Origin of the sequence: Verrucomicrobium sp. GAS474 (genome assembly GCF_900105685.1) — a bacterium.
Classification (GTDB): Bacteria; Verrucomicrobiota; Verrucomicrobiia; order Methylacidiphilales; family GAS474; genus GAS474.
Genome location: NZ_LT629781.1, coordinates 3,198,323 through 3,220,180 on the forward strand (window position 1 = coordinate 3,198,323; position 21,858 = coordinate 3,220,180).

The following is a 21,858-nucleotide window of genomic DNA, read 5'->3' on the forward strand; positions in this document are numbered from 1 at the left end:
TCAGGATTTTTTAAAGAGGGAGAGGGCTTGCTGATTTTCCCACCGAACGGCGAAGTCCGCAAGGGTGTCGAAGTCGGCCCGTTCCTTGAGCCAGAGGAGATAGGCCTCGAGGCGGGCGACCATCTTCTCCCCCGCGCGGCGGCGGACGACGAAGGGGATCTTGAAACCCTTCAGGGAGGTGAATTCCCAGGGATGGAAGAAGATGTTGAGGTAGCCGTCCTCCCGCAGGACCCACTGGCTGGCGAGGCGGTAGAGGGCCATCGGGGAATGCTTGAAGCTGAGCCAGAAGAGCGGGTACCGGACCAGGGGCGAGGCCGAGACGGGAAGGATCGTGACCCCCTCGCTGCCGAGGTCGCCGAGGCGGTAGGCCGTGCGCGGTTTCTTGAAATTGTTGTAGCGGCCCGGGAGCCAGATCGGATTGTCGGAGGAATCGTAGCGGTATCCGGCGGCGGCGAGGGCGCGGCGGTCGAACTCCCCGAAGCGGGCGCGGCGGAAGCCGGTGACCGGCTTCCCGGTGATTTGCTGGAGGGCGACCCGGGAGCGGAGGAGGTCCCGCTCCTCGAAGGAGGAATGGCTCCAGCCGTGGGAGGCGACCTCGTGCCGCAGCGGGCTCTCGGCGATCCGCCGGATCATCTCGGGCCGGGCCGCGGCGAAGACGGCGGTGGTGAAGAAGGTAGCCCGGACGCCGGTCCGGTCGAGGAGTTCCAGGACGGCGGTGAGGCCCCGCGTGCCGACGTCGATCTGGGTTTCCTCGGAAGGGAGGTTCCCCTGGCCGTACTCGCCGGGGAGGTCGAATTCCTCGACGTCGAAGCTCAGGAGGGCCTTGGGGAGCGGCTTCGCGATGCCGGGGCGGAGCCGGATGCTCGTCCCGCCGAGGTTAGTATTTACCCGCGACATCGTTGAAACGGATCTGGACGAGGCCGAGGAACATCCGGAGGGAATCCCGGATGAGCTTCAGCTTCGAGGTTTTGTAGCTGTGGGCCGAGCTGACGCGGACGGGGATCTCCCCGACGCGGTGGCCGTATTTCTTCGCGAGATAGAGGAGTTCCACATCGAAGGAGAAGCCGCCGATCCGCATCTTCTCGAAGAGCTTCCGGCCCACCTCGCGGCGGAAGCCCTTCAGCCCGGCCTGGGTATCCCGGTGGGGGATCCCCATGAAGAGCCGGACCAGGCGGTTGAAGCCGCCCCCGAGGAGCTGCCGCCGAAGGACGACGCCCTCGTTCTTCGAGTCGGGAAGGTTCCGCGAGCCGATGACGACGTCGAATTCGGCCAGCGTCGCGCCGAGGTGGAGGACCTGGTCGAGGGAATAGGGCAGGTCGCCGTCGGTGAAGCAGAGGCGCTCCCCCTTGGCCTGGGAGAACCCGGCGCGGACGGCGTTCCCCTTCCCTCCGTTGGCGGTCAGGGCGAGGAGGTGGACGTTGGCGGGGGCGCCGGGGGCGGAGAGCCGGGCGGCGATCAGGGCGGGGGTCCGGTCGAGGGAGCCGTCGTCGACGATGACGAACTCCCATTCGGGCTTCGTCTCGGCGAAGGGAATCAGCTCGTCCAGGGTCCGTCCGACGGCGTTTTCCTCGTTGTAGATGGGGAGGATCAGGGAAAGCTGGAGCGAGGACGGCGGCACGGTCCCCTACTCATTACAGGGCCGGGGGACGGAGGAAAATCAGAAAATGAGACCGTCTCCCCTCAAATGATGAGGTCGGGATAGGTCTTCTTCGCGAACTCGGCGAGACCCTTGACGATTTCGTCATGGGTCGAGGCCGCAAGGTAGGTCCGGGCGATCTCGGCGCATTCCTCGCGGTTGACGCTCTGGATCGCCTTCTTCACCCGGGGGACGGAGACGGAGCCCATGCTCAACTCGTCGATGCCGAGGCCGATGAGGAGGGGGGTGAGGAGGACGTCGCTCGCCATTTCGCCGCAGATGCCGGCCCAGATGCCGTTCTTGTGGGCTTCCTCGGCGACCCGCGCGATGAGGCGGAGGACGGCGGGATGGCACGGCTGATAGAGGGAGGCAACGCGCTCGTTGAGGCGGTCGACGGCCATCGTGTATTGGACGAGGTCGTTCGTCCCGATGCTGAAGAAGTCGACTTCCTTCGCGAGGATGTCGGCCGTGAGGGCCGCCGAGGGAACCTCGATCATGACGCCGATCTCGACCTTTTCCGGGACGGGGACGCCCTCGGCGCGGATCTCGGCGAGGGCCTCGAGGAACAGGGCCTTCGAGCGGCGGATCTCGGCGATGTCGCTGACCATCGGGAACATGACCCGGACGTTCCCCTCGACGCTGGCGCGGGCGATGGCGCGGAGCTGGGTCTTGAAGACGTCGAGGCGGTCGAGGCAGAGGCGGATGCCGCGCCAGCCGAGGAAGGGATTGGCCTCGGGCTCGTCCCCGGTGATGAGGACGGCGGCCTTGTCGCCGCCGACGTCGAGGGTGCGGATGATGATCGAATGGGGCTTCGCGGTCTGCGCGGCCTTGCGGTAGACCTCGCACTGCTCCTCCTCGCCCGGGAGGTCGTTGCGGTTGATGAAGAGGAACTCGGTGCGGTAGAGGCCGATCCCCTCGGCGCCGCTCTCCGCGACGTGGGGGAAGTCCTCCGGCAGCTCGACGTTGGCCGAGATGATGACGCGGTGGCCGTCCCTCGTCGCCGCGAGGGTGTCCCGCAGGGTGTCGAGCTGCTCCTCGACGCGGTGGCGGCGCTCCTCCATCTGCCCGTACTCGAACTTCGTCTGCTCGTTCGGCAGAAGGATGAGGAGGCCGGTGATGCCGTCGAGCAGCACCTCCATGCCGTTCTCGATCTGGTCGACGACGTCGCGCAGACCGACGACGGCGGGGATGTTCAGGGAGCGGGCGATGATCGCCGCGTGGGACATCCGGTTCCCCTGCTCCGTGGCGAAGCCGAGAAGGGCGGAGCGATCGGTCGCCATGAGATCGGTGAGGCTCAGGGCGTCGGCGACGACGATGCAGGGCTGGGAGATCTCGACCCCGGCCTCGCCCGGCGCGCGGAGGTTCTGGAGGACGCGGCGACTGACGTCGTGGATGTCCTCGGCCCGCTCGCGGAGGTAATCGTCCTCGAGGGCGAGCATCTGGTCGGCCAGGCTGCTGGTGATGTCCTGGTAGACGGCCTCGACGGAGATGAGCTTCTCGGCGAGCTTCGCCTTCACGCCCTGGAGGATCGTGGGGTCCTCGACGACGAGGAGGTGGGCCTCGAAGATGGCGGCCTCGGCCTTGCCGACCGAGGTGGCGAGGCGTTCCTGGGCCTCGAGGATCTGCTGGCGGGTGCGGAGGAGGGCGACTTCGAGTCGCTCCAGCTCGGCGGGAATCTTGTCGGCCGTGATCGGACGGCGGCGGATGTTGGGGCGGTTCTGCCTCAGCAGGAGAACCGGGCCGGTGGCGATCCCCGGGGAGCCGGGAATGCCTTGAAATCGAGTCTCGGTGGCAACCTTGTTTGTTTCGCGTTGCACACTCTTTGAGGCCATCCTCGGGGAGTCTGTTTACTCCTCGTCGAATTTGCGAGAAATAATTTCCTCGATATCCTTGAGGGCGTTGGCGGCGTCGTCGCCGACGGCAGTCAGCTTCAGGCGGGAGCCGCAACCGGCGGCGAGGAGCATGAGGCCCATGATGCTCTTGCCGTTCACCTCTTCGCCGTCCTTTTCGACGATGAGATCGGCGCTGAATTTGTTGGCAACACGGACGAACATCGCCGCAGGGCGGGCGTGCATGCCGAGTTTATTGAGGATCACGACTTCGCGCGTGATTTTTGCCCCTCCGGCCTCGCCTTTTTTTGCTGCAACGCTGCTCATCGTTCTCTTGCCTCAAATAAACGTAAAAACGTTTCTTAAATTGTTACTCCACCCACGGTTGATGTCATTTCGCCCGGTTTAACCAATAAAATCCACCCCTTTTTTTACCCAGACCCCATTTTTCGTTACTTTTCCCGGTTCCGCATCACCGCGAGCAGCCGCTCGTTAAATTCCAAGGCCGAATTTTGGCCCATGCTACGCAATTTCTGGTCGCACGCGGCGACTTCGACCAGCGTCGCCAGATCCCTTCCCGGCCTCACAGGGATGGTGACATGGGGTACTTTGATTTGCAAGATTTCATAGTAGTCCTGGTCGAGGCCGATCCGGTCGATCTCCAGCTCCGGCGTCCACTCGGCCAGGGTCACCACGAGGTCGAGGCGCTTCTCAAGACGTATCCCTCTCACCCCGAATAAATTAGCAACATTGATGATCCCGATCCCGCGCACTTCCATATGGAAGCGGGTGATCTCCGTCGAGGTGCCGACCAGTTCGCGGTTTTCGAGGCACCGGATGCGGGTGATATCGTCGGCCACGAGGCTGTGGCCGCGATCGAGGAGGGAGAGGACGCACTCGCTCTTGCCGACGCCGCTCTTGCCCCGGATCAGGATGCCGATGCCCTGGATGTCGACCATGCTGCCGTGCTGCGTCGCCTGGGGGGCGAAATCGATCTCGAGGCAGATCGTCGCCGCGTTGATGAGGCGCATCGTCGTCAGCGGGCTCTGGAAGACCGAGATTTCGGCCGACTCGGCCTCCTCGAGGATCATCTTCGGCGGCTTGATGTCCCGCGCCAGCATGAGGCAGGGGATGCCGTGGCGGAACATCTCGCGGATCCGCTCGCGTCCCTCCTCCTGCGGGAGGGACTTCAGATAGGAGGTCTCGCTGCTGCCGATGACCTGGACGCGGTTGCTCGCGAAATACTTGAAATAACCGGCGAGGCCGAGGCCGGGACGGTTCACCGATCCCTCGCGGATGAAACGCTGGAGGCCGCCCGCGCCGGCGAGGAGCTTCAGCTGCAGCGTGTCCGCGTGCTGGGTGTAGAATTGGCCGACGGTGACCTGGGGGATCTGGCTTTTCGTGAGGGGGGTCGGTTTGTCCGATTTCCCCGATTTTCCTGATTTCCCCTGGTTCCCCGAAGAGGAGCCCGAACCCTTGCGGGAAGCCGATGGTGCCATCCTTCGCTAGATAATCCGTTTATCGCCGCGTGGCCAGACTATTATTGCGGGAGCCCGGCGCGTCGGCCTGGGCCAGCCGCTCGTGGTAGGCCTCGACGGCGAGGCGGAGGCCGCGCGACTTGTGGAGCGTCTCCTCGTATTCGCGGAGGGGATCGGAATCGGCGGTGATGCCGCTGCCGACGTGGAACTGGAGCCCCTCCCCCTCGTGGATCATGGTGCGGATCGCCATGGAGAAGGCGGCGTCCCCGTTGAAGCCGATCCAGCCGATCGCCCCGGTGTAGAGGCCGCGCGGCACCGGTTCCAGCTCGGCGATGATTTCCATCGCCCGCCGCTTCGGCGCGCCGGTGATCGAGCCGCCGGGGAAGCAGGCGGAGATCGCCGCGATCGGGTCGACCCCCTCGCGCACCAGTCCCTCGACGGTCGAGACGAGGTGGTAGACCTGCGGATAGCTTTCCAGCCGGAGGAGATCGGTGACCGAGACGGTCCCGTACTCGCAGATCCGGCCGAGGTCGTTGCGCTCCAGATCGGTGATCATGACGAGCTCGGCCTGTTCCTTCGGGTCGGTGATCAGCTCGTAGGCGAGCTGCCGGTCGCGCAAGGGATCGCGGTCCCGGGGACGGGTCCCCTTGATCGGCTTCGTGACGATGCGGCGGCCGTCGAGGCGGAGGAAGAGCTCGGGCGAGGCGCAGAGGATCGAGGCGTCGCCCGATTCGAGGAAGGCCGCGCCGGGGGCGGGGCTCCGCTCCATGAGGCACTCGAAGAGCAGGTAGGGATTCCCCCGGAAAGGGGTGCGGAAGCGGTGGGTGAGGTTGATCTGGTAGATGTCCCCCTGCGCGATGTATTCCTGGGCCGTCCGCACCCGGGCGGCGAAGGCCTCCGCGTCGAGGTCGGAAACCCAGTCCGTCGGCAGCGCCGCCCCGGCGGGGAAGAGGCCCCGGCGGGCCTTCCATTGGGGATTGTTCTCCGCGGCGGGGACGACCTCGATCTCGGGATAGATGCCGAAGCGGAAGGAGCCGTCGTAGCGGAAGCAGCCGACGGCGCCGCCCGCCGGATGGGGCCGGTCGGCCCGGCTGCCGTGGGGGTTCCGCGAGGCCGCCCGGGCGAGGGCCTCCCGCAGGCGCGGCCAATCGGCGGCCTCCCCCTCGATCACCTCGACCGGATTGGCTCCCTGGTAGAGAACGCCGGGGACGTTCCAGGAGTTGAGGGAGAAGAAGTCGGAAGGCATGGCGTTCCCTTCTTCCAACCTACCGCGATGGAACGGAGGCCGCCAGCTTCGCCAGCGCTTCCTTCGTCACGCCGGGGCCGACCGAGGCGATGGCGAGGTTCCGGGGCACGAAGAGCGAGGCGGCGACCTGCTGGACTTCCTCCCGCGTCACCGCGGCGATCCGGGCCTCGACCTCGCGGGGAGTGAGGACCTTCCCGTAGCCGATCATCCCCTCCCCGGCCCACATCATCTGGTTGGACGTGCTCTCGAGGCCCATGTAGGTCTGCCCGACGACGTAATCCCGCGCCCGGCGGAGTTCGGCGGCGGAGGGAGGCTTCGCCACGATCTCGGCGAGGGTCTGGAGGATGAGGCCCAGGGCCCGCTCGGTCTTCTCGTTCTCGACCCCGGCGAGGACGGAGAAGCTCCCCGTGTCATGATAATAGGAAATCTGGCTGGCGATCGAGTAGGCGAGGCCGTGGCGCTCCCGGATCCGCTGGAAGAGCCGCGAGCTCATGTTCTCCCCGACGATGACGGAGAGCATCTTCGCCGCATAGCGGGAGGGATCGTGGCGGGAGCCGCCCCGGAAGCCGAGGGCGATGTGGGTCTGCTCGATCCCCTTCTCGAGCGCCGAGACGCGGGAAGCCATCGCCTCTGCCTTGCCGCCCGGCTTGAACAGCGCGCTGGCGGGCAGGGAGAAGCGGGCCGCCGCGCCACCGCCCTTCCGCCTGCCGAGGTGGGAGAGGACCTCGGGCAGCGTCGTCCGTCCGGCGACGGTCACCGTCATCCGGGAGGGGGCGCAGTACCGCTCCCGGCAGCCGACGAGGTCGGCCCGGGAGAGGCGGGAGACCGAGGCCCGCGTCCCGGTGATCGGCCGTCCGAGGGCGCTCCCGGGCCAGAGGAGGGCATTGAGCCGCTCCTGGACCAGCTGCGAGGGCTGGTCGTCATACATCTTGATCTCCTCGAGGATCACGCCGCGCTCGCGCTCGACCTCCTCCGGGGCGAAGAGGGAGCCGTCGACCATGTCGAGGAGGACGTCGAAGAGGAGCGCCAGGCGGGAGGCCGGGGCGGCGGCGTGGTAGCAGGTCATCTCCTCCGAGGTGAAGGCGTTGAGGTACCCGCCGACCCCCTCGACCGCCTCGGAGATCTGGCGCGCGGTGCGCCGCTTTGTCCCCTTGAAGAAGAGGTGCTCGATGAAGTGGAGGGCGCCGGAAAGGCGGGCCGCCTCGTGGCGGCTGCCGACGGGGAACCAGAGGCCGACGCAGACGCTCTCCACCTGGGTCATCTCGGAGACGACGACCGGGATGCCGCCCGCCGAGAGGGTCGACTGGAAGACCATGCCCATCTTTCGCCTACCAGCCCTCGACGACGAGGGCGACGATGCGCTTGGCCAGATCCTGCTCGGCGATCGGCAGGGCCTGACGCTCCGCCTCGACCTGATCGCGCCCGACGAAGTAGGAATTGACCCCGCTGACCTCGGCGTTGTCGACGATCTTCTTCCCCGTCCGGCGGTTGACGCAGGTGACGCGGGCGGAGACCGAGATCTTCAGCTGCGTCGTCGAGGAGACGTCGAGGTACTCGGTCTGCATCTGCTCCCGCCCGATGCTGACGATGGTCACGGTGAGTTCGGCATCGGCGGCGTTCGTCCCGGAGGTCTTCAGCGTCCCCTCCTGGTCGAAGGCGCGGATGATCGCCGAGGTCGTCGGGACATCCATCCCCGGCTCGAGCGTCGCGTTGTGGATCACCGGGACGTAGATCGTCGAGACGCCCTGGATGTTCTTCCCCCCGACGCTGCCGACGCGGTACCCGGCGCAGCCGCCCAGGCCCAAAGCCAACATCAGCGCGGCGCAAGGCGCGATCAGGGAGGCCTTCATCAGTTCGCCTCCCCGACGGGATTGAGGACCGGCGAGCCGACGGAGGGGGCCGCGGGCGAGGGAGCGGGCGGCGCGGCCTCCCCTCCCGTCGGCATCGGCACGTCGGTGGTCCCGGCACCGACGAGGGGCCGGAGCTGCTCGACCTTCTTGCGGGCTTCCTTCGCCTGCGCCGAGTCGGGGTTCCGCTGGATCACGTCGTTGTAATAGATGTAGGCCGCCTTGTATTGCTTATCCTTCTCGTAGAAGCGGGCGATGTTGAAGCTCCCCTGCGTCTCCTTCCCCTTGAGGAGGGCGATGTGGGTGTTCGCGGCGGCGACCTTCTCGCTGTTCGGGTAACGGACGATGAAGTCCTCGAAGGCCTCGATCGCCTTCTGCGCGGCACTCTGGTCGTACTCGGGCTCGCGGGAGGCGATGTACCAGGCGTAGCCGATCTGGTACTGGGCGTCGGTGGCGACGGGATGGCCGGGATACTTGTCGAGGATCTTCGTGTAGGAGGCGACGGCGTCGGGGAATTTCTTCTGCTTTTCCCGCGCCAGGCCGATCTTGAACTGGGCCTCGGCGGCATGCTCGCCGTAGGGAGCGGCCTTGATGATGTTCTCGAAGATCTCGGCGGTGCGGTCCATCGAGGGGCCGAGCGGGATCCGCATGAGGCGCTGCGGCTCGCCCGCGAGGTAAAGGTTCCCGATGGCGAATTCCCGGTCGAGGGCCTGCTCGAAGAAGGTGCTGGCCGGGTACTTCTGGATCATCTTCTGGTAGGCCTTGTAGGCGTTCCAGAAGTCGGCCTTTTTCTCGAGGCAGAAGCCGATCTTGAACTGGGCCTCGGGGGCGAAGAACGAGAGCGGCCACTTGCGGACGAGGATGCGGTAGGCCTTCAGGGCGTCGTCGAACTTCTGATCGGCCTCGAGCTTCTTCGCGATCTCGAGCTGGTCGCGGGAACTCGACGCCGAAAGGCCCGCGCCGGAGCTCTCGTCGACCCAGCCCTCGCCGGAACGCCACACCAGGGCCGCGCCGGCCGGTACGGGAAAAGAGAGCGCGGCACCGAGGCCCAGCAAGGCGAACAGGAGAAAACGACGACCCATCGCGGAAACCTAGAGAGCGTTGCCCAATTATACAAGGCGGCGTTTAGAGCTCCCCCATCCGCTTCTTTTTCATTTTAAAAACAGGATGAAAAAATGAGAATTCGATAAACAAAATAGCTCTTATTGCGTTGACAACTTTTAGGCAAAGGGGAGCATCGTTCCTCCAATGAAAAAACTCATTGCTTCCTCTCTCCTCGTGGCATTCTGCGCCTTCGCCCCCGCCTTCTCCGCCTCCGCTGCGTGCGACGCGGGCAAGTGCACCGCCCCCGAAGGCAACAAGTGGCACCTGACCACCGTGAAGTGGATCAAGGCCAACGAGAATGACCTCGACCGCGACGACACCAAGGTCGCCATCATCGGCAAGGTCACCGCAAAGCACAACGACCACGTCTACTTCTTCACCGACGAGGACGGCGGCAAGATCCAGCTCGACAGCGACATCGACCTCCCCGTCGGCAAGACGATCGTCATCCGCGGCCGCGTCGACCAGGCCTTCCTCCACATCGGGCCGCTCGAAATCAACGTCGATAGCTGGCGCAACATCGGCAAGCTCGGCGAAGTCCTCAAGTAGCCTTCGCGTCCTTCCCAAGAAAAACGCCGCTCCCCCCGGAGCGGCGTTTTTTTGCGTCTCAATACCGTTCTGCCGTTCTAGACCTTCGGCCGTTCGAGCAGCCGGATGAGGGAGATGAAGTCGTCGTCGGAGAACCCCCTCCCCGTCCCGGCCTCGTAGACTTCGAGGAGCCGTTCGAGGAGCGGGAAGTGGCGGCGTCCGGCGACGGTCTTCGCCTGCCGGAGATCCTTGTACATGTGCTTCAGGGAGAATTGGGGCGCGAAGTCCTCCTCCCGGATCAGCCGTTCCTTCAGCGCCACGATGCCCGAGTTCGAGACATTGAGCTTCAGCGCGGAGAAGTAGACCTCGTCGGCGATTCCCGCCGAGCGGGCGAGGGAAAGGCTTTCGCACAGGGTCTGCGCCACCCCGGCGATGTTCAGGTTCATCGCCAGCTTCAGCGCCGAGGCCGCCCCGATCCCGCCGATGGGCAGGATCGCCTTCGAGAGGCGCTGCAGCACGGGCCGGGCCGCCTCGATCACCGCGTCGTCGCCACCGATGTAATAGACCGTCTCCCGCTTTTCCGCCGCCGGCTTGCTGCCGGTGAAGGGACAGTCGAGGAACGAGGCACCCGTCGCGCGCACCTTCGCCTCCGCCTCATGGACGGCCTCGGGCGTGATGGTGCTCGACTGGATTACGATCTGGCCCGGCTTCAGGACGGGGACGATCGCGTCGATCACCCCGCCGACCGCCGACGCGTCGGAGACGACGACGATCACGTGGGTCGCCCCCCGCGCCGCGTCGGCAGCCTCGGCGACGACGTGGGGCCGATCCTTTTTCGTCCGGTTCCACAGCGCCAGCGGGACGCCGTCGGCCTCGAGGTTCTTCGCCCACGCCTCGCCGATGATTCCGAGGCCTAAAATCGCTACCTTCGTTTCGCTCATGTTAAGGGAGGACCGTACCATGCGCTTCGGTCCCGGACCACTCATTCCCCGCCGTAAAAAGTGGCCCAGGATTTGCTTAACATCCGTCGAACGCTGTTTTCTCTGAATGGAAGACATTCCTAAAAAGATCAGGCAATGAATGCAGTTTCCTTGTAAAGCAATCGAAGTGATATGGACTTGAACTCCTCCAACTCACGGCATATAAACATCCCGCTCGCTCAGGGTGGGGAAAATACCGCAAAAATGCGGTCGTCGGTTTGAGATTTGGAAAAGTGCGGCTAAGCTACAAACCTAATAACCTATCATGGCAAAGAAAACCTCTGAAGGAGCCTCGCGCCGCTCCCAGGCGCGGACGAAATCGGAACGGGTCGCCGCCGAAAAGGCCGCCCCGGTACTCCGCAAATCCCCCCGCGTCGCCGCCTCCCTCCGTCCCGCCGATCCGCAGCTCAGCGCCCGCCCCGTCGTCCAGTCGGTCGACCCCGAGGCCTACAAGTTTGTCCTGACCCCGCCGCCGATGGCTCATCACGAGGTTCCCGCCTACGAGCACCTCGGCGAGCTCCCCGAATCCTACGGCACGAAGAAGGTCTATCTCGTCGCCCGCGATCCCTATTTCCTCTTCGCCTACTGGGACCTCACCGGCGACCAGTTCCGCGACCTCGCCCATCAGGCGAGCGACGGCAAGGTCTTCCTCGTCCTCCTCTCGGAGAACGGCAACCGCGTCCAGCAGATCGAGATCGGGCCGTGGGCGAAGCACTGGTACCTCCACACCCACAACCCCGGTGCGACCTACTACGCCGAGCTCGGCTTCTTCCGCGACGGGAAGTTCGAGGTCGTCTCCCGCTCCGGCAAGACGAAGACCCCGCGCGACACCGTCTCGCCGAACACGAAGGGCCGCTTCGTCACCCTTCCCTTCCACATCCCCTTCCGCAACCTGCTGGAGATGATCCGCGCTCACATGAACCCGGGCGAGGAACTCGTCGAGACTCTCGGCCGCCTCCAGGAAGAGGGCTTCACCTTCCCCTTCGAGGTCTTCGAGAACGAGGCCGATCCCGGCGACGGCGTCTACGACTACCTCGGCGACGAGATCCACCGCACCCACCGCGTCGGCTCCCACGACATCACCGAGGTCCTCCGCCGCCGCATGGAGCAGAACCGCAGCACCAGCTCCGGCCAGTGGCCCATCGTCGGCCCGATGCCGAGCAGCCACACCACCCCCTTGGGCTCCTCCTTCGGCGCGCCGCGGAACTTCTTCATGCACGTCAACGCGGAGCTGATCATCTACGGCGGCACCGATCCGAAGGCGAAGGTCCGCATCGACGGGCGGAACATCGCGCTGAAGGAAGACGGCACCTTCACCTTCCACTTCAACCTCCCCGACGGCCAGTTCCACATCCCGATCGAGGCCGTTTCCCCCGACGGCGTCGAGCGGCGCTCGGCCCTCCTCTCCTTCCTCCGGTTGAGCGAGTTCATCGGGCAGGTCGACGCCACCTCGCAGACGCCCCGCCCGGAACCCTTCGGCCGCTTCGCCTGATTCACGCCTTGCCTTGAAATCGAGCTAAGTCGAACTAAGTCGAGCCAAGTCCAGCGCAGCGATCCCCTCTCTTCCCACCGCCCACCCCGAAAACGTTCCCATATGCATTCCGAGCCTCAGGGCTATCTCTCGCTGATCCTCCACGCGCATCTTCCCTTCGTCCGCCACCCCGAGTACGAGAACTTCCTCGAGGAAGACTGGCTCTACGAAGCCATCACCGAGACCTACATCCCGCTCATCAACATGATGGACGGGCTCATCGACGACGGCATCGACTTCCGCCTCACCATGTCGATGACGCCGCCGCTCTGCGCGATGCTCCTCGATCCCCTCCTCCAGGGCCGCTACCTCCGCGAGCTGGAGCGCCTGATCGAGCTCTCCCACAAGGAAATCGAGCGGACGAAGAACAATGCCGAGTTCCACGAGCTCGCCTGGTTCTACAAGAACATGCTCGAGAACTGCCGGTACGTCTTCGCCGACAAATACGGCCGGAACCTCATCACCGCGTTCAAGAAATTCCAGGACGCGGGCAAGCTCGAGATCATCACCTGCGGCGCCACCCACGGCTACCTGCCGCTGATGATGGACTACCCCGAGGCCGTCCGCGCCCAGATCCTCGTCGCCCGGGACCATTACCGGGAATGCTTCGGCCGGGACCCGCGCGGCATCTGGCTCCCCGAGTGCGCCTTCGTCCCCGGCCTCGACAAGTTCCTCCAGGAGGCCGAGATCCGCTGGTTCACCGTCGACAGCCACGGCGTCCTCTTCGCCGAGCCCCGGCCCGCCTACGGCATCTTCGCCCCGATCTTCACCCCGAGCGGCCCCGCCGCCTTCGGCCGCGACGTCGAGTCGAGCAAGCAGGTCTGGAGCGCCGAGGAAGGCTACCCGGGCGATGTCAACTACCGGGAATTCTACCGCGACGTCGGCTTCGACCTCGATTACGACTACATCCGCCCCTACATCCAGCCGAACGGGCAGCGGAAATTCGTCGGCCTCAAATACTACAAGATCACCGGCAAGACCCCGCAGAAACAGGCCTACCGCCCCCAGGTCGCCCGCGAGATCGCGGCCAGCCACGCCGGGAACTTCGTCTTCAACCGGCAGCAGCAGATCGAGCACCTGCGCGGCGTCATGGGCCGTCCCCCCATCGTCCTCGCCCCCTACGACGCGGAACTCTACGGCCATTGGTGGTTCGAGGGGCCGCAGTTCCTGAACTTCTTCCTCCGCAAGACCGCCTGCGACCAGAACGTCTTCAAGACGATCACGCCGAGCGAATACCTCGCGAAGTACCCGACCCAGCAGATCGCCACCCCCTCGGCTTCCTCGTGGGGCGACAAGGGCTATTGGGAAGTCTGGCTCGGGCCGACCAACGACTGGATCTACACCCACCTCCACCGCGCCGCCGAGCGGATGATCTCGATCGCCCGCGCGAACGCGAACGCCTACGGCCTCACCGACCGCGCGCTGAAGCAGGCCGCCCGGGAACTCCTGCTCGCCCAGTCGAGCGACTGGGCCTTCATCATGAAGATGGGAACGATGGTCCCCTACGCCGTGAAGCGGACGAAGGACCACCTCCTCCGCTTCAACCGCATCTGCGACGAGATCGAGCGGAACCAGATCGACGAGGCCTTCCTCGGCAACTGCGAGTGGCGGGACAATATCTTCCCGAACGTCAACTGGCGGTATTACCTCTAGGGTAATCGGTCAGGAGAACAGAATCCGCGCGGAGGCCGTCCAGTCCGGCTTCCGCGCCCATTCCTTCCCTGCCGCGCCCATGCGGGCGCGCAGGGCCTCGTCGGAAATCAGCCGGGCCAGCACCTTCGAGAGCGCGGTGACGTCCCCCTCCTCGACGAGGAGGCCCGTCTCCCCGTCCTTCACCGCCTCGTCGACGCCGCCGGAGCGGTAGCCGACCACCGCCTTGCCGAGCGCGCCCGCCTCCAGGTAGGTCATCCCGAAGCCTTCGACGCTCCGCGCGAGGGAACGGCTGCTCATCACGTAGAGATCGCACCGGGCGAACGCGCCGGCCATCTCCCCTTCGGGAATTTCCCCGAGGTAGGCGAAGGGGACGTTTCCCTCGCGGCAGACCCGCTGGATCTCCCGCAGGTAGGAGGGATCGCCCGCGCCGCCCACCTCGTAGACCAAGCCGCGCCGCACCTCCGAAGGAAGGAGCGCCAAGGCCCGCGCCGTGTCGATCTGCCCCTTGCGCGGATGGAGCCGCGCCAGCGTGAGGATGCGGAACGGACGGATCTCCAGCGGAGCCCGGGGCGAGGCTGCCTCCTCCTGCAACAGGCGGTCCGCATCGATCCGGATCGCCTCCCGCAAGGCGCAGGGAGCGACGACGACCTTCTGCCCCGAGGTCAACAGGCCGCTCTCCTCCACCAACCGGGCCGCGCAACGGGAGGACGAATAGACCGCCCGCCCCGCCAGCCACCGCCGGGCCGCGCGGAACATCCCCGGGCTGCGGCGATAGCGGAGCGCCTCCGATCCGTGAAAGACCGGCACCGCGTCGACCTCCCGCAACAGGCCGAACCGGTGAAAATAAAGAAACGCGAGATGGGCCCCGACGCTCCCGAGGAAGAGCCGCTTCCCCCGGAATTCGCGCCGACGCCACCACAGCGCCGCCATGAAGCGGGCCTGGTCCCAGAACCGGAGCGAGCCCCGCCCGCCGAGCCGCCGGACCGGCACCCCGCGCCGGTCCTCCGCGCTGACCGCGCCGGGAGCCCAGACCTCGACGGGAATCCCCGCGGCAAAGGCCGCGTTGGCGACTTCGGCGCAAAACGTCCCGGCCCCGCCCCGGAAAGGGGCGTACTCGTGGGTGATGACGATGGAAGGCCACGCTGGTTTCATAAGTTTTTTTGGAAAACAGGCGTTTTAACCTTTACGCATCCGGTGCGGGACTTAAATTTACCGTTCACAGTTTACTGGAGATCTATGCCGTTGGATGAGAAACAAGTTGCCGACCTGAAACAAGCCTTAAGACGTTGCAGGCCCGAAGTTTTTGAGGCTGTCCTGAAGTTCCGCAACGAGAACGAGGTCTCCCTCGCCCCCATGATCGTCAAGGGGATCATCGAGCGATACCTCCCCGCCGAGTCGAAGATCTCCATCGCCGACACGACTCCCGAAACCCTTCTGGCCGAAGACCTCGGCATCGACTCCCTGACGATGCTCGAGATCGTCCTCTCCATCGAGGAGGCCCTCGGCTTCCGCATCGAGGACAGCGAGCTGCGGAACATCCGCACCATGGGCGACGTCACCACCTTCATCAACAAGAAGATCTCCGGCGAGCCGACCGAGACCGCCTCCTCCGCCGTCGTGAAGAAGTACGACCGCGACAAGATCGCCCTCATCGTCCCCCAGCAGCCCCCCTTCCTCTTCATCGACGAGGCGACCATCGAGGGCGACTCCCTCACCGCCTCCTACCTCCTGAAGGGCGACGAGCTCTTCTTTGACGGCCACTTCAAGGACAACCCCGTCGTCCCCGCCGCCATCGTCTTCGAGGCCCTCGGCCAGGCCTGCTGCCTCTGGGTCCTCGACGAGGGCGCCAAGCGGCTCGACCATCCCGTCGCCAGCAACGAGGTCGTCTTCGCCTCCCTCGACGGCGCCTCCTTCCACAAGCGCGCCAAGCCGGGCGATCGCCTCGACTTCGAGGCGAAGCTCCTCCGCCTCCGCGCCCCCGTCGCCCTCTTCGAGGGCGTCGTGAAGGTGAACGGGGCCAAGGTCGCCAAGATCAACAAGCTCATCCTCGCCTTCGGCGACATCGAGAGCCTGGAAAAAGCGGCCGAGGCCGCCGACGCCGAAGAGGCCGCCGCCGTCCCTGCCGCCGCCTAGGACTCCGTCCCGCCTCCCCAAAGACCCCGATCGGATTTGCATCCCGATCCGGGTCTTTTTTTTTGCATCGCCGCCCCTTCCCTGTACATTCAGTGCCTATGCGTCGCGTCGTCGTCACCGGTCTCGGCTTCATCACCAGCATCGGGAATTCCCAGGCCCAGGTGCTCGAAAGCCTGCGCGAAACCAAAACCGGCGTCGGCCTCTTCGACGAATTCGCCGGGGCCGACGTCCCCGTGAAGCTCGGCGGCATCATCAAGGACTTCGCCTTCCCCACCACCGATCCCGAGGACTGGACGATCCCCCCGGAATACAAGCTCGGCCGCGCCCAGCTCCGCTCCATGGGGCCGAACGCCATCTTCGGCTTCGCCGCCGTCCAGCAGGCCATCGCCGCCGCGGGCCTCGGCCCCGAACTCGTCTCCCATCCCCGCACCGGCCTCCTCTGCTCCTCCGCCGGTTCGATGTGGCTGATGTACGACCACCTCAACGTCATGGTCACCCGCGGCATCCAGAAGTGCCAGCCCCTCGGCATGGTCGCCTCGATCCCCGGCACCCTGAACATCAACCTCGGCGCGCTCTACAAGATCAAGGGCTCCTGCTGGGGCATCATCAGCGCCTGCGCCTCCTCCGCCCACGGCCTCGGCAGCGCCACCGACCTCATCCGCATGGGCCGCCAGGACGTCATGTTCGTCGTCGGGGCCGAGGACAACTCGAAGTTCACCGGCCTCCCCTTCGCGGGCATCCGCGCCCTCAGCGCCGCCACCGATCCGAAGCTCAGCCCCTGCGCCTTCGACCGGAAGCGCGACGGCTTCGTTTTCACCGGCGGCGGGGCGACCCTCGTCCTCGAGGAACTCGAACACGCTAAGAAGCGGAGCGCGAACATCCTCGCCGAGGTCGTCGGCTGGGGCGAGTCGTCCGACGGCTACAACATCATGGCCCCCGACCCGAGCGGCGACGGCCTCGCCCGCGCCATGCGCAACGCCCTCGACGACGCGAAGCTCAACCCCGCCGACATCGACTACATCAACGCCCACGCCACCTCGACCCCGCCCGGCGACATCGCCGAGATCGGCGCGATCAAGGCCGTCTTCGGCGCCACCACCGAGGGGAAGAAAGTTCCCTACGTCAGCAGCACGAAGAGCCTCACCGGCCACGGCCTCTGCCTCGCCGGGGCGCAGGAGGCGGGCTTCACCGTCCTCTCCCTCCTGGAGGGCTTCACCCCCGTCTCGGCGAACATCACCGAACTCGACCCCGGCTGTGCCGGCGTCCCCGTCGTCGACAAGCCCGTCGACGCCGCCCCCCGCTACGCCATGAGCAACTCGAGCGGCTTCGGCGGGGCCAACGTCAGCCTCCTCTTCAAGAAGTGGGAAGGGAGCTAACGTCATGAGCACCCCCAAGAAAGTCTTTCTCACCGGGGCCAGCGCCGGGATCGGCCTCCTCACCGCCCGCACCCTGGCCGCCCGGGGCCACCACGTCTGGGGCACCGCCCGGAAGCTCGAGAACCTCCCGACCGATCTTCCGAACTTCCACCCCGTCGTCCTGAACCTGAACGATCGAGAAGGCATCGCCGCCGCCTTCCTCGCCGCCGAGGCCGAGGCGGGCGGCACTTTCGACGTGCTGATCAACAACGCGGGAAGCGGCACCTTCGGCCCCCTCGAAGGTTTCTCCGACGACGAGTTCAAGGCCCAGCTCGACCTCCTCCTCTTCGGCCCCCTCGACCTCGTCCGCGCCGCCCTCCCCGCCATGCGGGCCGCCAATCGCGGCCTCATCGTCAACGTCGCCTCCCTCGCCACCGAGTTCCCCCTCCCCTTCCTCGCCCCCTACAGCATGAGCAAGGCCGCCCTCAGCGCGATGACCGAGGGCCTCGGCATCGAGCTCGCCCACACCGGCATCCGCCTCGTCGACCTCCGCCCCGGCGACTTCAGGACAAAGTTCCACGACTCGACCCGCCGCATCGAGCTGTCCCCCGCCCTCGCCGCCGCCTACGCCCCGAACCTCGAAGCCGCCTGGAACGCCATCGACAAGAACATGAACAACGCGCCCGACCCGCAACAGGTCGCCGACGCCTTGGTCAGCATCGTCGAAGGAAAGACCAAGCGCCCCGTCGTCGCCGTGGGAGACATCTTCCAAGCCCGCATCGCCCCCTTCCTCGTCCGCCTCGCCCATCGCGCATGGGTGCAGTGGGGACTCAGGCTCTACTACGGGCTGAAGACGGCGAAGAAGGCCGGTTAAGGAACATTCACGACGATATCGTCAGGAGTCCCAAACTTCCTGTCCTTGCCCGCCGAACGGATCGCCGTGATGCCTTTGTCGTCGCCCACCATTTCGTAGGGTGTCCCCCAAAGATCAAGCACCTGATCTCCCAAGGGAATATCGCGCTTGTGAAATTCCATGTAGATAATTCCTCTCGGATTATCCCCGAGGAAGGCACGATAAACTCTTTGATTATCTCCCGTTAGATTTTGGCCGTAATCCGCCTTGTAGTTGAGAAGACCTGTCCTCAGTTGCTCCATGAGGGCATGGTTATTTGTATTTTCAGCCGCTTTTAATCCCGTGCCTCGGCTGGTAGCCGGGAATGTGAAAAAATCCAAAAGCAGAAGCCCCACGGTAAGAAGCAGCACCCACACCACTATCTTGGGCCAACGCTTGGCGCTCATGTAGCACATTCTATCATCATAGAACGCCGAGAGCAAGAGAGTCCGCCTTTCGCAGAAAATGGCCTATTTTTGGCTGACCTCAATCTCGCGCACCACAGCAAACGCCTCCTCCGCGATCCGCACCGTCTCGGCAATATCGGCCTCGGTGTGGGCGGTGGAGAGGAACCAGTTGTGGTGGGGGTGGAAGAAGGCGCCCCTGGCGGTCACTTCGGCGCAGAAGCGTTGCTGGCGGCGGAAGTCGGCGTCGTCGGCGAAGGTGGGATAGGGGATGGCGGGGGGGCCGGAGGAGAGGATCGTGTAACCGTGCTTCGCCCCGGCGGCGGTGAGGCCGTCCATGAGGGCTTGGCCCCGGATCTTCATGATCTCGACGCCGTTTTCCTTTTCCAGCAGCTGGAGGCAGGCGAGCGAGGCGGCCATGGGAGGCGGGCTGTTCCAGTAGCTGCCGGTGAGGAAGACCTTGCTGGCGGCGATCCGGAGGTCTTTCCGTCCGAGGGCGGCGGAGAGGGGGTGGCCGTTGGCGATGGCCTTGCAGAAGCAGATGAGATCGGGCTCGAAGCCGAAGTAGCGGTGGGAGCCGCCGTGGTGGAGGCGGAACCCGGCGCGGATGTCGTCGAGGATGATGACGATCCCTTCGCGGCGGCACGCTTCCTCGACGCCGCGCAGGAAGCCGTCGGCGGGGAGGATGGAGGGGGAAAAGGCGGGATGGTGGAAGGGGGTGAGGATGACCCCGGCGATCTCGCCCCGGAATTCCTTCAGCCGGGCCGTGAAGGCGTCGAGGTCGTTCCACGGGAAGGTGTGGATGTGGGCGGTGTCTTCCTCGATGACTCCGGCGTGGCCGGGGGTGCACCAGGGGGCGATGCCGTGGTAGGCCCCGGCGATCTTGAGGATCTTCTTCCGCTTGGTCTGCTCGCGGGCGACCTGGATGGCCCAGGTGGTCATGTCGGAGCCGTTCTTGCCGAAGACGGCCCAGGAAGCGAAGTCGACGCGGTCGACGAGGTACTCGGCCAGCTCGATCATGACGGGGCCGGGATGATTCACGCAGAGGGCCTCGCGGCGCTGGCGCTCGGCGGCTTCCTCGACGCCGGGGTGGCCGTGGCCGAGGACGATGGGGCCGTAGCCGCACATGTAATCGATGTATTCGTTCCCGTCGACGTCCCAATAACGGGAGCCGGAGGCGCGGACGGCGTAGTAGGGGGAGCGGCCCGGGAGGACGGCGGCGGGGGTGGTGTGGCCGTAGATGCCGCCGGGGATGACGCGGGAGGCCCGCTCGAAGAGGGCGAGGGATTGGGAGAAGTCGCGGCCCATAGATTTATTCAAGGTAGTCACGGAGCCGTTCCATGACGAGGTTCAGGCCGTCGGCGAGCGGGACGAGGCCGTCGACGGTGATCTGCCCGAGGCCGACGGCGGCGTAGGTGTCGGCCTCGTCGCGGAGGGCGGCGTAGGCGACGTCGATGTCGGCGAAGGTGATCTGGACGTCGGGTCGGCGCGGGGGCTGGCTCCAGCCTGCGGTCCACGCGCCGGGACGGTTCTCGAACCAGACGGTCGCATCCGCCTCCCCGCCGATGGAAAAGGCGGCAAGGCCTTGGGGGATGCCCTTCAACGTCGCCTGGCCGAGGACGTCGTACTCGGCGAGGGGCCGGAGGCCGAGGCCCGCCGCGATGAGGGTGAGGCGGGCATGGACGCGGCGGCCCTCGGCGGTGGCGAGGACATCGCCCTCCCCTTCGAGGACGGCCTCGAGCCGCTCGGCGACCTTGCTGAATCCGGTCAAAAGGCCGATCCGCCATGCGCCCCAGACGGGGAGCGGAACGGCGGCGGCGTTCCCGGCGAAGAAGGCGTTCAGGTGGGCGGCGGAGAGGAAGAGGAGGGTGACGTCGGAACCGGGAAGGGCCTCCGGGACATGGGCGACGCTGCCGCCCCGGAAGGTGAGCGTCGCGGCGGGACCGTCGACGATGCGGAGGACGATCCGGGCGTTCCACCGCGCGACGACCTCCCGCGCTGCGGCGTCCTGCGCGATGAGATCGACGAAGCAGGGGAGGACGGCGTGGAGATAGAGCCGGGCGTGGCCCTGGGAGTTGAGGGGGGCCGAACTCATCGGAGGTTCTCCAGGGTTTGCAGGAGATCGACCGGGGTGACGCGGGGACGGACGGCCTCCATGCGGCTGAGGTAGCCCTGGCGGTGCTCGGGATGGTCGATCCAGTCGCGGAGGATCTCGGGCAGGTCGCCCGGCTTCGAGATCGAGACGGAGAGGCGGTGTTCCCGGCAGAAGCGCTCGGTGATCATCTCCTGCGGCATGATTCCGCCGAGGCGGTTGAAGAGGATCGGGCAGCCGCTCTGGATCGCCTCGTTCGTCGTCCCGGACCCGGGCCGGGCGAGGATCGCCGAGGCGGAGCGCATCAGGAGGGCCATCTTGTCGGTCGTCGGCAGGGCGCGGACGACGATGCCCTGCCTTTCGAGGATCGGGGCCAGTTCCTCGATCCGCCAGCGGGTCGCATCGTTGCTGCCGCAGAGGGCGACGACCTGGAGGGGCCGCCCGATGCGGTGGAGGACGCGGAGGAAGCGCTCGTGGTTGTTCGCGCTGTTCGCCCCGGTGCTGAGGATGACGGTGAACTTGTCGGGATCGAGCTTCAGCGTCCCGTTCCAGAAGGCCTCGGTCTCCCGGTATTCGATCTCCGAATAGAAGCTGGGATGGAGGAGGAAGCCGCCCGCGAGGGTCTTCGCCTTCGGCATCCCGAGGTCGATCGCGGCGTCGACGGTCTCCGGCATCGAGCCGATGAAGAGGTCGGCGTCGGGATTGACCCAATGGCGGCTCATCCCGTAGCCGCCCCACATCTCGGCGCAGTAGGTGACGCACTTCACCTTGTCCCGCCCGAGGACGTGCCGGGCGATGTCGAAGAAGCCGTGGTTCGTCGAGCCGTGGACGCTGACGATGACGTCGGGCCGGAAGTTCTCCAGCACCTCCACGTAGCGGCCCCGGCCGAGGATCCGGTGGCCGTGCTTGAACATCGCGGCGACCTCGAGGTAGTTGAAATAGACGTGATGGAGCTGGGGCCAGGTCCGCTGGATCGTGTTGTAGAGCTCGACGCCGAAACGATAGAGCCCGTGCGTCGATTCGAGGGCCGAATGGACGTCGATCTTCCACTGGGGCCGCTCCTTCGCCGTCCATTGGGCGAGGGATCGCGCCCGCATATTGTGTCCCCCCCCGGTCGAGGAGGTTAGAACCATGATTCGCATCGCTAAAA

The 21,858-nt window shown here is 65.9% G+C and carries 21 protein-coding genes; 6 read left to right on the plus strand and 15 right to left on the minus strand.

Going from position 1 to position 21,858, the window contains the following annotated elements; all coding sequences use genetic code 11:
- The 9 genes from BLU04_RS13450 to bamD form a co-directional block, all read right to left on the minus strand.
- Positions 1 to 897, minus strand: a complete 897-nt coding sequence (locus tag BLU04_RS13450) for a polysaccharide deacetylase family protein (protein WP_093287067.1) — start codon at positions 895 to 897, stop codon at positions 1 to 3.
- Positions 878 to 1,618, minus strand: coding sequence for a glycosyltransferase (locus BLU04_RS13455; RefSeq protein WP_093287069.1), 741 nt, complete (start codon positions 1,616 to 1,618; stop codon positions 878 to 880). The genes BLU04_RS13450 and BLU04_RS13455 overlap by 20 nt, the downstream gene beginning before the upstream one ends.
- Positions 1,619 to 1,680: 62 nt before the next feature.
- On the minus strand, positions 1,681 to 3,453 hold the full coding sequence (gene ptsP, locus BLU04_RS13460) for a phosphoenolpyruvate--protein phosphotransferase (RefSeq protein ID WP_157895352.1): 1,773 nt from the start codon (positions 3,451 to 3,453) through the stop codon (positions 1,681 to 1,683).
- A 30-nt stretch (positions 3,454 to 3,483) separates the two neighbouring features.
- Positions 3,484 to 3,792: an HPr family phosphocarrier protein gene (locus BLU04_RS13465; protein WP_093287075.1), complete on the minus strand. Its 309-nt coding sequence runs from the start codon at positions 3,790 to 3,792 to the stop codon at positions 3,484 to 3,486.
- A gap of 125 nt (positions 3,793 to 3,917) precedes the next feature.
- Positions 3,918 to 4,964, minus strand: a complete 1,047-nt coding sequence (hprK, locus tag BLU04_RS13470) for an HPr(Ser) kinase/phosphatase (protein WP_093287077.1) — start codon at positions 4,962 to 4,964, stop codon at positions 3,918 to 3,920.
- A 19-nt stretch (positions 4,965 to 4,983) separates the two neighbouring features.
- Positions 4,984 to 6,189: an anthranilate synthase component I family protein gene (locus tag BLU04_RS13475; protein ID WP_093287079.1), complete on the minus strand. Its 1,206-nt coding sequence runs from the start codon at positions 6,187 to 6,189 to the stop codon at positions 4,984 to 4,986.
- A gap of 19 nt (positions 6,190 to 6,208) precedes the next feature.
- Positions 6,209 to 7,510, minus strand: a complete 1,302-nt coding sequence (locus BLU04_RS13480) for a pitrilysin family protein (protein ID WP_093287081.1) — start codon at positions 7,508 to 7,510, stop codon at positions 6,209 to 6,211.
- A gap of 7 nt (positions 7,511 to 7,517) precedes the next feature.
- On the minus strand, positions 7,518 to 8,039 hold the full coding sequence (locus tag BLU04_RS13485; RefSeq protein ID WP_093287084.1) for an LptE family protein: 522 nt from the start codon (positions 8,037 to 8,039) through the stop codon (positions 7,518 to 7,520).
- Entirely contained in the window at positions 8,039 to 9,118 is a 1,080-nt protein-coding gene (gene bamD, locus BLU04_RS13490) for an outer membrane protein assembly factor BamD (RefSeq protein ID WP_093287087.1), read from the minus strand. Before bamD ends, BLU04_RS13485 begins: the two co-directional genes overlap by 1 nt.
- A gap of 166 nt (positions 9,119 to 9,284) precedes the next feature.
- Here bamD and BLU04_RS13495 point away from each other — a divergent pair, with 166 nt between their 5' ends.
- Positions 9,285 to 9,689, plus strand: a complete 405-nt coding sequence (locus BLU04_RS13495; RefSeq protein WP_093287089.1) for a hypothetical protein — start codon at positions 9,285 to 9,287, stop codon at positions 9,687 to 9,689.
- A 77-nt stretch (positions 9,690 to 9,766) separates the two neighbouring features.
- On the opposite strand, the gene BLU04_RS13500 is transcribed toward BLU04_RS13495, so the two are convergent.
- Entirely contained in the window at positions 9,767 to 10,609 is an 843-nt protein-coding gene (locus BLU04_RS13500) for an NAD(P)-dependent oxidoreductase (protein ID WP_093287092.1), read from the minus strand.
- Between the two features lie 304 nt (positions 10,610 to 10,913).
- Between BLU04_RS13500 and BLU04_RS13505 the strand changes: the two genes are divergently transcribed.
- Both BLU04_RS13505 and BLU04_RS13510 read left to right on the plus strand, forming a co-directional pair.
- A complete protein-coding gene (locus BLU04_RS13505) occupies positions 10,914 to 12,140 on the plus strand; it encodes a DUF4912 domain-containing protein (protein ID WP_093287094.1) in 1,227 nt (408 codons plus the stop codon).
- Positions 12,141 to 12,242: 102 nt separating this feature from the next.
- Positions 12,243 to 13,832 carry a 1,4-alpha-glucan branching protein domain-containing protein gene (locus BLU04_RS13510; protein WP_093287097.1) on the plus strand — a complete coding sequence of 530 codons (1,590 nt, stop codon included), beginning with the start codon at positions 12,243 to 12,245 and terminating at the stop codon, positions 13,830 to 13,832.
- A gap of 9 nt (positions 13,833 to 13,841) precedes the next feature.
- On the opposite strand, the gene BLU04_RS17185 is transcribed toward BLU04_RS13510, so the two are convergent.
- Positions 13,842 to 14,984: a glycosyltransferase family 4 protein gene (locus BLU04_RS17185; protein WP_093287099.1), complete on the minus strand. Its 1,143-nt coding sequence runs from the start codon at positions 14,982 to 14,984 to the stop codon at positions 13,842 to 13,844.
- 201 nt (positions 14,985 to 15,185) lie between these two features.
- On the opposite strand from BLU04_RS17185, the gene BLU04_RS16755 reads away from it, so the two are divergent.
- The 3 genes from BLU04_RS16755 (at position 15,186) to BLU04_RS13530 (ending at position 18,194) form a co-directional block, all read left to right on the plus strand.
- Entirely contained in the window at positions 15,186 to 15,965 is a 780-nt protein-coding gene (locus BLU04_RS16755; RefSeq protein ID WP_162274689.1) for a phosphopantetheine-binding protein, read from the plus strand.
- A gap of 98 nt (positions 15,966 to 16,063) precedes the next feature.
- Complete coding sequence (locus BLU04_RS13525; RefSeq protein WP_093287101.1) at positions 16,064 to 17,341, plus strand: beta-ketoacyl-[acyl-carrier-protein] synthase family protein; 1,278 nt, start codon at positions 16,064 to 16,066, stop codon at positions 17,339 to 17,341.
- 4 nt (positions 17,342 to 17,345) lie between these two features.
- Positions 17,346 to 18,194 carry an SDR family NAD(P)-dependent oxidoreductase gene (locus BLU04_RS13530; RefSeq protein ID WP_093287103.1) on the plus strand — a complete coding sequence of 283 codons (849 nt, stop codon included), beginning with the start codon at positions 17,346 to 17,348 and terminating at the stop codon, positions 18,192 to 18,194.
- On the opposite strand, the gene BLU04_RS13535 is transcribed toward BLU04_RS13530, so the two are convergent.
- From BLU04_RS13535 to BLU04_RS13550, 4 genes are all read right to left on the minus strand, one after another.
- Entirely contained in the window at positions 18,191 to 18,619 is a 429-nt protein-coding gene (locus BLU04_RS13535) for a hypothetical protein (protein ID WP_157895355.1), read from the minus strand. The genes BLU04_RS13530 and BLU04_RS13535 overlap by 4 nt on opposite strands.
- 63 nt (positions 18,620 to 18,682) lie before the next feature.
- Positions 18,683 to 19,924 carry an aminotransferase class III-fold pyridoxal phosphate-dependent enzyme gene (locus BLU04_RS13540; RefSeq protein WP_093287108.1) on the minus strand — a complete coding sequence of 414 codons (1,242 nt, stop codon included), beginning with the start codon at positions 19,922 to 19,924 and terminating at the stop codon, positions 18,683 to 18,685.
- A gap of 4 nt (positions 19,925 to 19,928) precedes the next feature.
- Positions 19,929 to 20,711, minus strand: coding sequence for a hypothetical protein (locus BLU04_RS13545; protein WP_093287111.1), 783 nt, complete (start codon positions 20,709 to 20,711; stop codon positions 19,929 to 19,931).
- Positions 20,708 to 21,841: a glycosyltransferase gene (locus BLU04_RS13550; protein WP_162274690.1), complete on the minus strand. Its 1,134-nt coding sequence runs from the start codon at positions 21,839 to 21,841 to the stop codon at positions 20,708 to 20,710. The genes BLU04_RS13545 and BLU04_RS13550 overlap by 4 nt, the downstream gene beginning before the upstream one ends.
- Positions 21,842 to 21,858 lie beyond the last annotated feature (17 nt).

What these genes read in the sequence shown, in the direction of transcription:
- BLU04_RS13535 (WP_157895355.1), bottom strand. Translation starts at nt 18,619, where the DNA reads ATGAGCGCCAAGCGTTGGCCCAAGATAGTGGTGTGGGTGCTGCTTCTT.
- BLU04_RS13545 (WP_093287111.1), bottom strand. Translation starts at nt 20,711, where the DNA reads ATGAGTTCGGCCCCCCTCAACTCCCAGGGCCACGCCCGGCTCTATCTC.
- BLU04_RS13480 (WP_093287081.1), bottom strand. Translation starts at nt 7,510, where the DNA reads ATGGGCATGGTCTTCCAGTCGACCCTCTCGGCGGGCGGCATCCCGGTC.
- BLU04_RS13540 (WP_093287108.1), bottom strand. Translation starts at nt 19,924, where the DNA reads ATGGGCCGCGACTTCTCCCAATCCCTCGCCCTCTTCGAGCGGGCCTCC.
- BLU04_RS13475 (WP_093287079.1), bottom strand. Translation starts at nt 6,189, where the DNA reads ATGCCTTCCGACTTCTTCTCCCTCAACTCCTGGAACGTCCCCGGCGTT.
- BLU04_RS13505 (WP_093287094.1), top strand. Translation starts at nt 10,914, where the DNA reads ATGGCAAAGAAAACCTCTGAAGGAGCCTCGCGCCGCTCCCAGGCGCGG.
- BLU04_RS13465 (WP_093287075.1), bottom strand. Translation starts at nt 3,792, where the DNA reads ATGAGCAGCGTTGCAGCAAAAAAAGGCGAGGCCGGAGGGGCAAAAATC.
- BLU04_RS13450 (WP_093287067.1), bottom strand. Translation starts at nt 897, where the DNA reads ATGTCGCGGGTAAATACTAACCTCGGCGGGACGAGCATCCGGCTCCGC.
- BLU04_RS13530 (WP_093287103.1), top strand. Translation starts at nt 17,346, where the DNA reads ATGAGCACCCCCAAGAAAGTCTTTCTCACCGGGGCCAGCGCCGGGATC.
- BLU04_RS13525 (WP_093287101.1), top strand. Translation starts at nt 16,064, where the DNA reads ATGCGTCGCGTCGTCGTCACCGGTCTCGGCTTCATCACCAGCATCGGG.
- BLU04_RS13550 (WP_162274690.1), bottom strand. Translation starts at nt 21,841, where the DNA reads ATGGTTCTAACCTCCTCGACCGGGGGGGGACACAATATGCGGGCGCGA.
- hprK (WP_093287077.1), bottom strand. Translation starts at nt 4,964, where the DNA reads ATGGCACCATCGGCTTCCCGCAAGGGTTCGGGCTCCTCTTCGGGGAAC.
- BLU04_RS13495 (WP_093287089.1), top strand. Translation starts at nt 9,285, where the DNA reads ATGAAAAAACTCATTGCTTCCTCTCTCCTCGTGGCATTCTGCGCCTTC.
- BLU04_RS17185 (WP_093287099.1), bottom strand. Translation starts at nt 14,984, where the DNA reads ATGAAACCAGCGTGGCCTTCCATCGTCATCACCCACGAGTACGCCCCT.
- BLU04_RS13485 (WP_093287084.1), bottom strand. Translation starts at nt 8,039, where the DNA reads ATGAAGGCCTCCCTGATCGCGCCTTGCGCCGCGCTGATGTTGGCTTTG.
- BLU04_RS13500 (WP_093287092.1), bottom strand. Translation starts at nt 10,609, where the DNA reads ATGAGCGAAACGAAGGTAGCGATTTTAGGCCTCGGAATCATCGGCGAG.
- BLU04_RS16755 (WP_162274689.1), top strand. Translation starts at nt 15,186, where the DNA reads ATGATCGTCAAGGGGATCATCGAGCGATACCTCCCCGCCGAGTCGAAG.
- BLU04_RS13510 (WP_093287097.1), top strand. Translation starts at nt 12,243, where the DNA reads ATGCATTCCGAGCCTCAGGGCTATCTCTCGCTGATCCTCCACGCGCAT.
- bamD (WP_093287087.1), bottom strand. Translation starts at nt 9,118, where the DNA reads ATGGGTCGTCGTTTTCTCCTGTTCGCCTTGCTGGGCCTCGGTGCCGCG.